Origin of the sequence: Sulfurimonas sediminis (genome assembly GCF_014905115.1) — a bacterium.
GTDB lineage: Bacteria > Campylobacterota > Campylobacteria > Campylobacterales > Sulfurimonadaceae > Sulfurimonas > Sulfurimonas sediminis.
Window position 1 is genome coordinate 1,801,641 of the sequence record NZ_CP041235.1, and the last position, 15,986, is coordinate 1,817,626.

11 protein-coding genes are annotated in these 15,986 nt (G+C 31.2%); all 11 read right to left on the reverse strand.

Going from position 1 to position 15,986, the window contains the following annotated elements:
- Positions 1 to 9 precede the first annotated feature (9 nt).
- Entirely contained in the window at positions 10 to 2,034 is a 2,025-nt protein-coding gene (gene brxL, locus FJR45_RS09695) for a protease Lon-related BREX system protein BrxL (RefSeq protein WP_193150348.1), read from the reverse strand.
- An 8-nt stretch (positions 2,035 to 2,042) separates the two neighbouring features.
- Complete coding sequence (gene pglZ / locus FJR45_RS09700) at positions 2,043 to 4,514, reverse strand: BREX-1 system phosphatase PglZ type A (protein WP_193150349.1); 2,472 nt, start codon at positions 4,512 to 4,514, stop codon at positions 2,043 to 2,045.
- A 1-nt stretch (position 4,515) separates the two neighbouring features.
- Positions 4,516 to 4,689, reverse strand: coding sequence for a hypothetical protein (locus FJR45_RS09705; RefSeq protein ID WP_193150350.1), 174 nt, complete (start codon positions 4,687 to 4,689; stop codon positions 4,516 to 4,518).
- A complete protein-coding gene (locus tag FJR45_RS09710; RefSeq protein ID WP_193150351.1) occupies positions 4,682 to 5,239 on the reverse strand; it encodes an ATPase in 558 nt (185 codons plus the stop codon). Before FJR45_RS09710 ends, FJR45_RS09705 begins: the two co-directional genes overlap by 8 nt.
- The gene (pglX, locus tag FJR45_RS09715) at positions 5,236 to 6,972 is read right to left on the reverse strand and encodes a BREX-1 system adenine-specific DNA-methyltransferase PglX (RefSeq protein ID WP_193150352.1); all 1,737 of its coding nucleotides are present in this window, start codon (positions 6,970 to 6,972) and stop codon (positions 5,236 to 5,238) included. The genes FJR45_RS09710 and pglX overlap by 4 nt, the downstream gene beginning before the upstream one ends.
- 14 nt (positions 6,973 to 6,986) lie before the next feature.
- Positions 6,987 to 8,624, reverse strand: coding sequence for an RNA-directed DNA polymerase (locus FJR45_RS09720; RefSeq protein WP_193150353.1), 1,638 nt, complete (start codon positions 8,622 to 8,624; stop codon positions 6,987 to 6,989).
- Positions 8,624 to 10,216, reverse strand: coding sequence for an Eco57I restriction-modification methylase domain-containing protein (locus FJR45_RS09725; RefSeq protein ID WP_193150354.1), 1,593 nt, complete (start codon positions 10,214 to 10,216; stop codon positions 8,624 to 8,626). Before FJR45_RS09725 ends, FJR45_RS09720 begins: the two co-directional genes overlap by 1 nt.
- Before the next feature lie 11 nt (positions 10,217 to 10,227).
- Entirely contained in the window at positions 10,228 to 10,968 is a 741-nt protein-coding gene (locus tag FJR45_RS09730) for a hypothetical protein (protein WP_193150355.1), read from the reverse strand.
- A 112-nt stretch (positions 10,969 to 11,080) separates the two neighbouring features.
- The gene (gene brxC / locus FJR45_RS09735; protein ID WP_193150356.1) at positions 11,081 to 14,563 is read right to left on the reverse strand and encodes a BREX system P-loop protein BrxC; all 3,483 of its coding nucleotides are present in this window, start codon (positions 14,561 to 14,563) and stop codon (positions 11,081 to 11,083) included.
- A 9-nt stretch (positions 14,564 to 14,572) separates the two neighbouring features.
- Positions 14,573 to 15,154 carry a DUF1788 domain-containing protein gene (locus tag FJR45_RS09740; protein ID WP_193150357.1) on the reverse strand — a complete coding sequence of 194 codons (582 nt, stop codon included), beginning with the start codon at positions 15,152 to 15,154 and terminating at the stop codon, positions 14,573 to 14,575.
- Positions 15,151 to 15,795, reverse strand: coding sequence for a DUF1819 family protein (locus FJR45_RS09745; protein ID WP_193150358.1), 645 nt, complete (start codon positions 15,793 to 15,795; stop codon positions 15,151 to 15,153). The genes FJR45_RS09740 and FJR45_RS09745 overlap by 4 nt, the downstream gene beginning before the upstream one ends.
- Between the last annotated feature and the right edge of the window lie 191 nt (positions 15,796 to 15,986).

Here is a 15,986-nt window from a genome sequence, read left to right on the forward strand (position 1 = left end):
AACCTTCCATTACTCCACCCCAACAGCCTTAAACACTGCATCAATTGGGTCTGAGTAAATAATAAGTTGAAACTTACTCATTAACTCTGGTGGGACTTTCGCCATTTGTGTCATATCAACAGCAGGAAGTAGTATTTTCTTTGCTCCACTATCACTTGCAATTTGTAGAGCATCTGGAAGACTTTCTGTACCTGTAATTGTTCCACCAATATTCATACTGCCAAGAACTACCATTTGAGATAGTAATGGTTTTTCAAGAACACCACTACATAAAGATACAAATATGGCTAACTCAATATCTTTTGCTTTACCTACACCGTTAAGGTCACTTGCTTTTAAGTGATAATCAAAATCTTTATATTTAACACCCAGTGACACACGATGTAAATTTGCTTGTATATAGTTTGCAGCTTCTTTTATCTCTTCTTTTATAGCTGTTCCACTAAATCCAGTAGTATCAAGTTTTCCACCACCTGCCATTACTTGCAAGTCTAATCTAAACAGACCTTTATGACCGTTATCTGGATTGTATGAAACAGTATATAATGAACCATTTGGAAGTTGTCCATCTGGAATAAGTGCATTTCCACCACTTTCGGGAACGGCTACTCTTATCTCACTATCATCTTCTATATCAATATAAGAGAAATTTACATCGTAAAATTCCATGCCACCTATCTTTTTCAGTTGCTCTTTTATGCGTCTTCTACCAACAAGTGCATATTCTAATGCCACTCTTACATCTTCTTTATCATATACACCATTTGGGTGCATAAGTTTTAGAAGACCACTTACAGTTTTTTTAACAGCACGGCTGTCTCTTTGGTTCAAGTCCTTACCAAGCTTAAAATACTTATCAATAGCATTGGAGTAGTTCATCTTTTGAAGCTCTCTCATCCACTCTGCCATAAAGTCCGTAATGAACCCATACTCATTAGTGAAAAACTCTGTTCTCATCTTAGGGATTTCCCACCCTGGGAGATAGTTGTGAAAACGGTCAAAAAATGCAGTATCTATCATCTCTTTTGGAAATGGAGAGAGCAAGTGAGAAGTTTTTATGATGTTCTCTATACTTCCATCAATATTTCCAACAAACACAAATGAAGCTTTGGCTTGTTTTTGCTCTTTACCCCTTGCAAATGAACCACTTTCCATATAATCTTTCATTATTTGTATGCCATCTTTATCTTTGAAGTTAATTCCTGCTACTTCATCAAATGCTACAATATCCCAATTACCAACAAGACCAATAGTTCTACTACTCATATTATAAAAGAGATTCGCAACAGTAGTTTGACCACCACTTACAAGTATGGAGTTAGGCGAAATCTCTTTATATACAAATGATTTACCCGTTCCTCTTGGTCCAAGCTCACACATATTGTAGTTGTTCTCTACAAATGGGATTAAACGAGCTAATAAGTGCCATTTAGTATTTATCTCAAAATTAGTTGGCTCCATTCCAGAGCTTCTTATAATTATATCCATCCATTCATCATTAGTGAATTTACCTCTTTGGGCTTGAAACTCTTCCATATCCATATTTGGCATTTGAATGGGTTTTAGGTCTTGTATATGAAAAGGAGATGCACCTTTGGCATTTTCATCATAGTAGTATTCAAGAGTAACTATGACCCATATACCACCTGCAAGTAACTTTTGGTATTTTTTTACATACTCTTCATTGATAACTATTTTTTTAATACCAAGGTTAGAGAACTCTGCTTCATACACATCATCTTTTTCATTGAGCTTTACAGAGACTTTATCTATAACTTTATAACGACCTTTCTCTTTTATACGAGATTTGACAACCTCTTTCTCATCTGGTCTTACATAGTTTTTAGCAAGTATATATTTAACCTTGGCAACACCTTCTTGTATGAGCTCTTCATTATCAGTTGCACAATACATACCAAGCAAATACTCTAATACATAAATAGGAACATTTGCTCCCTCTTTAATGCTTTTTGTCAAATCTTTTCTTACTACTTTACCTATAAACTCTTCATTTAGTTTGCTATTCAAATCCATATTAACCCCTAAAAATCATCATCAAAATCATTGAAAAATGATAATGCTAACTTCACTTCAAACTCTTTATATATTGGAGTTTCACTACTTCCCTCAAGAACTTTTTTCGTTACAAGTTTAATGTTCTGGTTATTATACTCATTTATGTTCTGCTTGAAAGTCATCTTAAATCTTGTTTCTCTATTTGTATCATACTGTTCAGTAGAGTTAAAGGTATGCTTGAACTCATCAGAGAGCAATACACCATCAAGACTTTGAAATGATATTTTAAGTGTTATCGGTTTAGTCTTATCATCAACTACTTCTGATTGGTAGAGCGATACATTAACAGTATTGGTAGATATATTTCTCATCGGTATAATATCTACATTTACATCTTTAATATTTGATGATTTGCCTTTTTTAATATTAACCTCGATGAGTGGTATTACCAACTCTTGAAGTGAAGCTCCACCGTGTATAAAACGATTGCCTCCACCTTGAACTCTTATTTTACTGATTGACTTTGGTATCAGATACTCATTATCTCCACTAATACCTAAATTATCACCGCTATATTTAGCCACACAAGTTCCATCTTCCAAATTTTTACCAATAATAAACCTTCTATTTATTTTTATAGCATTTTGTATCTCAACCTTGCAAAATTCACTATCAGCAGTTGCTTGGTTGGTATAAAGAAAACCGTGATCACTTGTGATTAATATATTTGATCCATTAAAGTTAGAAATTTGCTTAATGATTTTAATAATGCTCTTAAATGTACTTTGCACTGCATCAAATGTTTTTATTTCGTTTTTTTCTCCCATTTTATCAATCTCATCATGGTAGATATAAACAACACTTGCATTTTTTACTAACTCTCTACCTTCATCTCTTTTATATTTTAAGAAATCTTCATAACCAATAGCCATTGCATTTTCATCGTATGATTTTAGTATTTTATCTCTATTGGCTATCCCAGATGATGATTTGTCATCTACAAATACAATATCATTTTTATTTTTTATAGATAACTCTTTATGAGGTAATAGACTTGCCATTCCAAGCTGTGTATATGATGGTAACGAACTTAGCATGCTATTACAAGTTGCACTAAATCTATCTTTCTTTTTGTTCTCTGCTAAAATTTGTGAAGTTAGTTCGACTCCACACTCATAACGCAAAGCATCAGAGATAATGACAAATACTTTGTTTTTCCTTTGTAAGTATGGTTGCACTTTAGTGTTATAAAACTGTTGTTGATGTGCAATTGCTGAAGTGGTAGAATAAGTTTGGGCGAAACTTTGCCAGTTGTCATTTAACTCTCTTAAATAAGAGTTTAAATAAACATCTTCTACCTTAGAGTTAAGAGGCTTTAATAGTTCAAGGTGTTCAGCTTTGCTTGAATGTATAGAGTAATCTCTATAATATCTATCTGCTTTATACCAATGAGTAGAATACTCATTTATCCCATCTTGAAAACTTTTCATAGTAAGTTTGGTATCTTTTACAAAGTCAAAGAGTAGTGAAGCACTAAGAAGTGCCTTATAAATATTTTTATAGTTCTTAAACCAAAATGTATGCTCTCTAATATTAATAATTTTAGCCATTTCAGAAGAATTAATACTGTTACTATTTAACTTGCTAAGTAAATGCGATATAACTACTTGGTCGCACTTTTCATAAGTATCGCAAGAGATTATTTTTGAAATATCTATATCAATAATAATATTACCAATATTTAATTCCTCACTAATCTCTTTTGAGATTTGTTCAAAACTATCTTTGTGTTTGCTGCTATCCATCCAACTTTTAACAAAAATTCTTGCATCAGAGTTTAGTATGCTTTTGCTTTTGTCAAGTGAGTAATAAAAATGATTTTGAAAGAGTTTATGTAATAAATCTTTAACACTGTCTCCATCATAAGAGTATTTAGTTTTAACAGCTTTAAAAAATTCATCTGTAAGGTTATATTTGCTTAATGTTTCAAAGTGCTTGTCATTAGAGAATAGTTTTAGCATAATACTATCTATATTATCATCACACGATATGCTTGTAGCCATTATCTTAAGTGCAAGGCTATCTTGACTCTCTTTATCATTAAGCAAAGTTTTAAGGGTATTTAAATGAGTTTTAGAGTTAAAAAACTTATCAAACTGACTTACAAACTCTTTGAAACTGACATCAAGACCAAGATTTTGTAAAATTAGACTTATTTTATCTGCACTAAACATATAGTTAGCGATGTTCAAATCAAGTAGCCAATTATCCTCATCTTTAGGGGGTTTAATAGGAGAATATATAAGAAATTTATCATTTTTTTGCAAACTCAATACTTGTCGTTTTATGCCAAACTCATTGTTATCTATTTCAAGTTTAGTTACATCATCTAACTTTATTACTTCAAACTCATTTTTTAAAGCACCATTATCATCATACCAAAACACCAATCTCTCTTTTTGGAAGATTGTTTTTAATCTTTGTTGTATATCTATCATATTATTTTTTATACTCTTTTGGTATATCCTGAGTTATCGTTCCATCTGGTAACTGAAAAAATAGCTGTTTATTTTTACTATAAACATTCGCTATTCCTTTTTTAAAGCTATCTTTTTGAGCATCTTTAACTGCTTTTTTACCAATTTTAATTATCATCATTTCCAAATTACTCATTTTCTCCACCTTCTAAAAATAGATTTTTTAACTCTTCATCATAGAGTTCATCTTGATTTTCAACTAACTCAAAATTATCATCGCCATTAAAAAATAACATCCACTCATCACACAAATCTTTGTATATATTTTGAAACAATTTTCTACTTCTATAATATCGTCTTGCAATATCTTCCGCAGGAACATTGTGCCCACCTTTTAAGACTCTATTTTTAACACGATAAATATTTTCAGTATTTGTTTCTAAAAATAGATATATCAAAGATATTTTAAATCCTTGGTGTTTTGCCTTAGCTATTATTTTAATAAGATACTTACCAGATAGTGTTGTCTCGATGATAAAAGAGTTCTCCTCATCTAACGAGACATACAACTCTTCAAAAAACTTTTTCCCAGCTTTCATCTTATACTTTTGAATATCATTTGGATCATACTCTTTTGCAATTTCATCTGCATTTATAAATTTTAAGTTTTGAAGCTGTGCAAAATTCATAGCAAAGGTCGTTTTTCCACTCCCATTTGCACCTGCAATTATATAAAGTGTTTTCATTTACAAAGCCCTGTTATAGGATAAAGTATATCCCTAAATTTACAATAATTTACCTTAACTCCATCATCTAAGTCTATCTCTGTTGGATTTTGAGCAAAGTGCATCATTTTATCTCTATCAAACTCTATAATCTCTTTTAGTTTTGCATCTATAGCTTTCATTTGTTTATCTGCTGATTTTTTATCGGCATTAGATGCTGTATCTGACGAGGTTGTAAGAGTTAGCGTTTCTTTGTGTGCTTCAAGCTTTGCTATGTATTCTGTTAAGTAAGAGTTTCTTACTCTTGCAAATGTATCTGCTTCATATCTGTGCATATAGATTAAACTCATAAAGCCTTTTTTTGGAGATGCTACCATCCAATAGATTGGTCTTTTTTTGTATCTTTTTAGGTGGTCTTCATAGAAACCTTTTACAAAATACTTTCTTAGAGTTGTTCCAAGTGAGTTTTCTATAAACCTAATGTTCTCACTTAAATCTTCTTCTCCAAATGTAGCTTTGACAAACTGCACAAATCTTGAAGCTATATCGTCTTTGAAGTAGTCATCTTCAAGCACGGGGATAACATTGTCATCATCTATTTCAAATGTAGTAGATGGTGGCACTTCTTGACCAATATTTGCAATCAATAGTCCATCACTATCAAGTGAGTATCTACCGAACATCACACCAACACCATAAGAGATAAACTGCTTCATAATCTCATCTGCTTGAAATACTAACTCATTATCTATTATCTTAGTTTCATTTTTGAGTATCGTTATATCTTTTAGTTCTACATCTGGTGTAAGTTCATCTTGTAGCTCATATATATCTATGAAGAGTTTGTTTAGTTCTTCTTCATTTTGATGTAGTGTGTTAAACTTCTCCCTCCAATAGTCACAGTAGTTTGAGTATGCTGTTTCTATTTTACTGTCATTTTTATGTTTTATGAGTTCATTCTTTGTGAAGTCCCACGATATTTCTCTACTGTCCCATTCTTGTTTTGCAATAGAAATATTAGTTTTCACTATTGTATTTATTATTTCTTCTTTGTGCTTAATTAAAGGTATTTTAATTATGTCCCCAACCTTAAAATCCACAGTTGGAGCTAAAATTTCTAAAAACTTCATACCAACACAGCTATTAATCAATGCAATAAAGTATTCTATATTTTTATCACTGAAACCCATTGCCCCTTTTGAATCAAACATAAAACCATAATTAGAAAATCTTACAGAAATCTTAGAACTACTCAGTGCTGCCCAAGTCATTCCTTTTTGAAAAGCAAATTCACCATTATAATTATGAGACCTAAGTCGTCCAGTTTTTTGGTCAATATTATTTTTTACTCCATATCCATCATTCTGCCAATCAACAAGATATTCATTGTTTCCATACCATTTTCTAAATTCTCCCCCTTTGTTGTATGGGAACCACCTTTTATGTGATTTATTTGCTTCATCTATCGTTTGTAAGTTGAAACCTATATCATTAAAATTAGCTTCATTCCAATATCTTAGAAATCTATCATTATCAGCAGTTGCCATTCCTTCTCTTGTAATAACTTCATTACCTAAAAAAATATTTTTTGAAAAATGATTAATTACAGTATCACTTAACCAATAAGCAATATAATTTCCTGGGATATTAGAAAAATCTTCTTGTTTAGCTTTATATCTATTTTCAGGATTAAAAAACTCTTGCTCTTTTTCATCACTACTTTTGTAGTCTGTTAGTCTTATGTATGTTGCCATTTTATTCTCCATTATTATTGCCCATCATATACCGAAAAAGAAATATCATTTATATCTATTATTTCAGGTGTATTTTGAATTGAACTATGATTTACAATTTTATTTTTATTGAAAATTTCAACAATATTTGCTTGTAGCCAACAATTGTTCCATAACTTAATATCTTCTCCATTAACTAATCTACACATTTTTTCTTTTAATTGTAATTTTTGATAGTCTAATTTAATTATTGACCGTTGAAGCCATATCTCCATATAACCAGTATTGGGGATAGTTTGAAATTTCATTATTGTTTTCTCAGCGATTTCAATAACACTCTTATCCTCAATTAAAGTAAATAATTTATTAATAATTGCAATAGAAATAGTATAAGCTTTTGGATTATGAAAAGCTATATTGACAACTATACTAATTAAAACATTTATATTGTTTTTTTCTATAAAATTCTTTTTCTTCTTAATGTTAATTTTACATAATTTATCAAAATGGTATTGATAATCTTCAATAGTAAGAACTCTTTTTTTTATTGTATATTTGAAATTAATTAAAACTTTTTTTATAGTTTTATCTCTTGTCATTATATTAATATTAACAAGAATATTTTGAAGTTCTTTTTCTAATGTTCCTGAATTTGGATGTTTATTAGAAAATTGATGTAATACCAAAAGTTGTTTTTGAACTGATATAGATTTTTTACCTCTACTCATCCAATCAAGTTTATCAGGTTTAATTGAAGCACCTATTATATCATTTGACATAAATGTTTTATGAGAATTTAGTTTCAATCCTAATTCTATTAATACTTCTGTTAAATTTTTTATGATTTCATCTGCTATGTTTGGATTATTTACAAATATTCTATAATCATCCCTATATCTTAATATTCTAAAATCACTTTTATTGTATTTATTCTTTAATTTAACACTTAGAAGTAGGTCAGCATAGCTCAAGACTATTTCTGCAATAAAATCCATAAGAATACTACCTTGAGGAATACCATTTGTTTGACTATTGGACATTGCTTGTATATGTATATCAATATCATTACCAATAAAATATTTTTTTGATTTTTTAGTCCAATTATATTTGATGTTATTTTTTGAATGAATTGCCCAAGGAATTGAATGAGTATATATAGACCCATAGCAATCACTGATGTCTGTATGATATATAGAACTAAATTCAAGACTTAATTCTAAAGATTTTTGTTCTATATTCTCCCACCAAAATAATATTTGTTCTTTTTTTGAAGATTGTTTTGTTTCAGAAACGATTGGTAGGCTCATACATTCAACAATACTTCTTTTTTTTATTTGAAGAAACCTATCCTTTATTTTTTTCCAATTTTCTTCTTTTGTAATTTGATTTACTAAAGATACATATATTACGGGATGAATTAATTGTATCGGTCTCCAATCATGCTTCCCATTTTTATTAGTTAATAACTTATAGTTTATATCTTCATAGTTTTTAGGGTTTTCATTAGGATTGGCAAACTTAATAAACTTTTCTTGTTTCAATTCTTTAGATAGTTCCAAAAGTAAATTATTAAATTCAAAGTATTTAGGTAAGTTAGTTGTAATATAGCTTTCTTGCTTTAATAAAAAGTCTTTTGCCTCTTGAAAATTAAGAGAAAGAATATCCTTAGGCATTATTTATTTTTCTCCAAAACAAAAGCTACACTCTGAACAACTTCTCCACCAATCTCTTCAAATGCTCTTGCACCCAAATGAACCATAGTGTCTATTCTCTGCTTTTCAATGATTTTAATTCTAAGTTTCTCATAGCTACTCAGGAACATCCAAGAGTGTTGATTTATCATACTCATAAAACCGTGAGGTTTTGTAAGCTCTAATGTTCTCTCCATAAAAACTGCAAACAAATCAGACTTACTATCTGGGTATCTTTTCTTCACAAAATCACTAAGCTCTTTGTTCATACCCTTTGAACCCATATACGGAGGGTTTGTAACTACACAATGAAACTCAGATGAGAGTATCTTCTTTTGTATCTCATACTCTCTTGTAGATTGACCAAAGATACCATCATCAAATGAACTATCACTATAAGGAACTAAAAGAGAACCAAAGTTTTTAATCCCTGCAAACTCATCACTTGCATAATCTTCAAGCTCAACTATGTTTGGTTTTACATCTTTTTTGAAAAATCTTTTATGATACTGTCTTGCTTTCATAGTTAGAGCAAAATTAGCCAATACAGAAGCTCTTTTGTCTATATCGCAACCAAATAGATTATTTTGGAGTATGAGAGATGGGATTTCACTTTTGTTGTAGCCTTCCTCCTCATAGATTTTTGTTAGTAGATCAAAAGCATAAGTAAGTGTATGACCACTACCACAACAAGGGTCTAAAAAAGTTATCTCCTCTGGTGAGCTTACTTTTATAAATGTACTTGTTTCTTCTTCATTTTCTATATAGTATTTCATATACTCTTTTAGGTTTGAAGTTGGATTATTTAGCATCCACAATTTACCAAGAGAGTTTTCAACCATATACTTCACTATCCAGTGAGGTGTAAAGAGTTGTGTTGCTGCTGGTATATTACTTGGTGTGATTTTTTTGTTCTTTTTGAGCATTACAAATACATCATCTTTTTTCTCTGAGATGTAGAACTGATACAACCAACCAATCACTTCTATATCTTGACAATCCTCTTCACTCATAGAGCTTACAACTTTTGCTCTGATGGAGTTAGGACTTAACATATCTTCTGGAAGTAGTAGCTCTGTATAATCACTAATCTTTTCAAACATAGATGACATAAGGTTTGCATACTCATTACAAGTGGAGATAAAGAGCATTTTATAAGCTTCATTATCACTATCTTTTACACCAGACACCTTTTTATCTATGAGGTCAAAAAACAGCTCTCTGTTTAGATTTAGAGTATCTTCTATCGTTCCAGACTTAGCTTCTATAAACATTTGAGGTATTGGTTGTTCATCAGATGTAGATATAACTGAACTTGAAGTTATCTCATTAACATCCATAAACCTAAGAGCCACAAGACGGTTGAACCAAGTATAAGCAACTTCTTCTATGAAATCTTCACTATCCTTTGAGTATCTCTCTTCTATCAGTTGTATGTGAGCCTTGTTGGTGTTATAAACTGCTAAGTTCTCTTTGTAAGCATCTGAAAGTAAATAATCTATCTTAGTCTTAATCATAGAGATAAGTTCAAGTCTCATAGATGTGGCGAATTTTTTAAGTGCTGATTTGTTCATAGTTGGTTCTCCTAAAATTTATTATATTCTAAATGTACTGACTTGACATCAAATTGATCATTATAGCCCAAGAGTATTTTTAAGTCATTGAGCGATTTTATTACATCAGAGCGAGACATCTTCTTTTTTGAATATTTTGGATTTGATTTAATGCTTTCACCTATTCTTCTATGATGGCATATATCGTTACGAGCATTTCTAACTATTGAAAACAGTCCTTTCACTAAACCTTTGTTATGATACTTAGGCTTACCATCTTTTGTTAAGATAGCAGCAGTATGAAGCTTTGCTTGAAACACATTTCCAAACCTTGAACCATTGAGATACACCAGTTCTAATGTCCCAAAAGAGATACTATTTAATGCTTTGGATGGTTTATTTATTTGTTTCATTATTTTCGTTTGAAACTCAGTTAAATCCTGCATTATAGAGTGTTGATGCCATTTATTACCATATGCTTTAATCATTTTATGATTTATGTAAGTTCTTAAAAAGGCTTCAAATTGACTAATTTGTATATACATAAAGTAGTATTGATTTGTTATCTTATTAACTTCATCAATATATTGTTTAAGGGTATATTTACCATCTTCTGGAAGGATTGTCCTGTTATAAATAAGTGCATTAACTGCATCTTCCAAAATAAACTTCTCTTTTTGTGCGATAAGATTGAGAGCTATCTCTTTTTCCCTATCATTTTTAGGGATAATATTATTGCTTAGCAGTATACTATTGTAGTGTTTATTGTTCATTTTGTATTCTTATGGTATAATTCATCAACTCCTCAAAGGGTGCCGAATCGTTCAAGATATTTGGCTGTATCAACTTTAAGTTGAAATCCTTTGGGATTATTTCATTCTTCATTTATAATAATACCTGTTTCCCATTACCAATTTCATTTAATAGATTTTCTTTTAACTTTTCAATATACTCATTTACATCATCACTATTTTTTAGAGTAAGTTTATTACGAGGTGTTAGTTTTGCTATACGAACTGTATCTTGTTTTGGTGGAACAATTACATCTTGTGGGATTAGTTCAAATATTTTTTCAAGACCACGGTTTAGTTCATCAGCAAGTGCATCTGCATTACTTCTTTGTTTGATAGTATCTATACTTGAAGTGTGCTTGATAGTTTCTATTAACTCCTGTCTTGGTCTTATGACTTTATATCTATCTTCTCTTGGTATCTTTTCAAAGTTTTCATTCTCTTGTAGCTCTTTTATCACTGCTTCTATTTTAGTAATCGCTTCTGCTCTTGTTTGTTCTATAAGTGGTTGTAGCCACTCTTCTACATCTTTTAGTGCTTGTTTTGCTTTTGGTATAGTATTTCCATTATATGGCTTCTCTAAGGTTAGGAGTGTTTCTATAACAGCTTTTTGAGGACTATCTATATATCTGAGGTTGTTACTATTTTCATCTATAAACTTCTTTACACTGTCGTATATCTTTCGTTTGTCACCGTTCATAAATTCCATAACAGGGTCTATCAAGTCATCTTTGGCATCAAGTAAGTCATCTTCCATATTTGGAATTTCATCAAACAGAGTGTCTGTCGTTAATTTTTCTAATGGAGTTAAAACATCTATAATCTCTTGAAACACATCGTTAAATGGATAGTTCAAGTTCATAAAGTTTCTACAAGCAGATATAAGCTTGGTTGTTTCACTCTGGCACACATCGTAAATCTCTCTTGTAGATGTAGAGTTAAACGAAGCATTTGGATAAAGCTCAGTCAGTGTCTCTTTTGTTTTCTTTATCTTGTTGGCATCTACTTCTACTCGTGGTGCTACAATAGTGTTGAACTGTCTGTTATTTGTAAGAGCAGCTAAAATCTCTTTTTTATTGAGCGGTGTTGAGTTCTGCTTCAAATCAACTTTTTGTTTCATATACATAGAAGCTATTTGAGTGAGTATCGCATTTTGATACCATCCATACGGTCTAACAGAAAAGTATTCAAGTAAATCTGAAATAGTTAACGTTTTATGTGAAGCCTTTTGTCTCCGGATGTAAGTGTACATCTCTTGTTCAGCAGGAGAGAGTGCATCATCGCTTCCTGTAAGCAAATCATCGCTTTGATTGAGAACAACACTTATATCTCTCTCTTCATAAACTTTTGGAAGCAAACCAATGTAGGTATATGTGCTTGTGATAAGAGTTTCAAAAGCATTTTCTATTTTTGTTTTGACATCTTTTGTGGTAATCTCTAAGACTTTACCGTTATGATAAATCTTTGCTTCACTAATGAAATCTTTTAGATTATTTTGAAGTTTTTCTCTTCTTTTGTTGTTGTCATTAGATTTGTTAAACAGTAGATTTTTTTCATTATCAGAAACACCACCACCTTGTTTTTGAGGAATATATTTATTAGTCTTTACCCAGAGTTCCAAATCTGATGAAAAATCGTAAGAACCTGGAAGTGCCAATATCAGACCACTATCTGCAAGGGATTTATGGATCAATCTCTCTTCATCATAATCTTGTGAGTTTAGAGGAGTAATAATGTTAAGTACCAATTCCTCCTCTCTTCCTTTAACTATAGTATCATCAAGCTTTCTTGCAAATGGGTAGTTTTGCTTATTTGGTGCATATCTGATTTTATTGATCTTAATTATGTCATCATAAATCCAACTTACAAGCACACTCACAATCTCAGAGTTTTCAACATCAGTAGATTTAATCTCTTTTTCAATATCCTTTTCAACATCAGTTAAGAACTCATATTGTTCCCCAACCTTTTGAATATATGTTTGATTAATAAGAGTGTTTAATGCACTTTGAACTTGCTTTTTTAAATCACTTATATCTATGTCTATGATTGTTCCAACAAGTAAAGTCGTAATGTTATCTATATTTGGCGTAAATTCCTTGACATACTTAATCATAAAGAGAGTTTTTAATACCTTAGATTCAAACGGTTCAAGTGTATCTGTTGCTTTTTGTATCTGCGTTTGAACATCTCCACGAATGATAGAAGAGAGACCATCAAAAAACATATCAAATGTAGCTATTGCTCCTATCGTCTCTGATGATATTCTCTTTGCGATGTTTTGCACAACATCAAGCATACTTCGCTCACCCGTTGATTGGTGCTTCCCTTGAAATACACTGTGAGCAGACAGCCCTGTGATACAAGACTGAAATAAGTCCATCTGATAAGGAACAAATGGGTAGACAAGAGCAAAGTGTTCGCCATCTTTATAGTTTTGATATTGTCTGCTTCTATCTGAGAAGTGAATGATTGAAGAGAGAGAATTTTTGACTTTGTTGTAGATTACACCTAAGTCACTGTTTCCTCCATCTGTTTTTTCCAAGAGTCTCTTTTGAATAACTTCATTTGCATTTTGACTGGTAAGATTTAATTTTACCTTGAAACGACCCATAATCTTAGAGAAGTCATTTTGCATTTGTGAGTTGGCATTTACAAGCATATCAACAGCAGATTGAGAAGTAACAATAACCCAAGCTTGCCCATTACAAACAGTTGCAAGTGTTTCTACAATAGTTTGCAGGTTTAACATAAGCTTTGTGTTGTCTCCAATGTATTGACCAACTTCATCCACAAAAAATACTAATCTAAAATCTTTTTCTTTGGTTTGAATATATTCTTTAACTTCATTAGCAAACTCTTCAATACTGAGTGAATAATTCTCTTCATATCTATCTATTAAATCTTTTGCACTCTCTTGTGAAATATCATCTACACTTGAAAGTGCTTTGGCAAGATTATCACTCTCTAAAAAGATGGTCTCACGACCGCTTTCCCAACTCTCTCCACTAAGTTCTTGAAATTTTGCTTTGAAACTATCAAACTTCCCTCGTTTATCAAGGTCACTCTCAAATTTAGCGATATAGCCAAACTTAGGATAATACCCTCGCATCTCGTTAAATACTTTCATAAAAACACCAAGAATAGCATCATCTTGGTTCTTGCTTCCGATGTCTGATTTTTGGTCAATGTTAAACAGAATAGTCTCTGATGGCGTTACTAATGCTTTTTCAATATTTGCTTTTAACTCAAAGTCATCCGTATCAATCTTTTCAAGAAACAGCTCTCCTATTAGGTCTGAATGCTCTCGCTTGTTTGTAAGGATATAAGAAAGTATTTTTAAGAGGTGTGATTTACCAGAACCAAAGTGTCCAGAGATCCATACACCAATATTTTGAGTGCTCTTACCAATAGTAGCAGAATATTCTCCAAAAAATTCATCTAACTTTTTATTTAAGTCATTCGTAATAACATACTCATCAACCTCATTAAAAACAGCTTCGTCTGTTGTGTTGTCAGCTTTTACAACACCTTCAATATTTCTATGTATATCTTTTTTAAATAGTTTTTCAATCATTTTTTATCCTTACAAATTGAGAGTATCAAGATTAAATGCTCTATAATAGTTGTCATCTTTGAGTCTGCCAAACAAAGATAAGTCAGCGGTATAAGTTCCAGGAAAGAACATAATAGTGGGTCTGTCTTTGATGTAGTTTTGAAGATTGTTGAGTATTGTATGAGAACGAATAAATGGGAAGACTTGACCGATACCCGTTAAAAAAAGCATTTTTGACGGGTTCTCTTTTGCTAATGCTTCAATGCGAGGTATGAGTTTAGTCTCACTATCAAGCACACTTTGCAGTGTTTTGAAGAGTTTTGAATTAGAGAGAGTTTTCTCTTTTTCTATAAGCTTCTCAAGTATGCCTCTCTCTTCGAGTATATTAAGAGATAAATCAAATAGATTGATCTCAAATACGCTAACACCATCACGAGCTAAACGGTCTTTGAGCTGTTTTGTCTTTTTGACAACATCATTCTCTTGTTCAGGATTATATGGCACAATGTAAAACGGTATCTCTCCACCCAATGCACTCATAGATAAAAAGCTCTTTTTTTTGAGGTTATTAAAGAGTTTATCGTATTTCACTTCCAATGCTTCTAATTTCATTTATATCTCTTTATATGTTCATTTATCTCGTTGTCACTATATAAAAAACTACTAAGATATTTTGGGTCATCTTGGACTATTAGTTTTATAAGTTCTTCTGAAAGATATGGTTTTTGAATATTCTTACTTTTAACACTATCAATCAATCCGGCTTGCTCAAACATCTTAAACATCACTTGTTTGAGTTTGTATTTGGTTCCCTCAGAAATAGTATTGAGATTGTCGTATGCAATTCGTTTGCTGTCATAAAATGCTTCATAGTCACTGTTGATAAGTTGAAAATCAAAAAGGAGCAGTTTATTTCTCATAACCTCAGTTGCAAAATCAGAGATAAAAGCATAGAGCTTAAAGCAACTCAGCATCGTAAGATTTTTAACATCGCAACTTGTTGCCTCTTCATAATATGCCAGTTGTTCTGATGTTAAAGTTTGAAGTCTTTTTTTGAACTCAATGAATTCTCTTTTTCGTGTAGCAATTGTTCCTTTTTGCAAAGCATCATCATCTATAACACTCTTCGCAACACTGTCCCAATCAAGAGTCTCTTTGTAAAGTAAAGCAATAGTTTCAGCTTCATAAGCCTGTAGTGATACGGCTGTATATGATAAAAGATATTTTAATGTCACGACAATATTACCACCCATAGTTACTGTTTATAAATAATTTTATCTATTCTAGCATCAATTGAATGTGAAAATTGTTAAAACATAAAAAATATACTAATTACTGAAATTTATCAACTCACAAACATTCACTTCTAAAACAAAAGCAATCTTTACTAGGAGTCTGTCGGATACCCATCCAAAAATACTCCCTATAATCTCTCATATTTTTA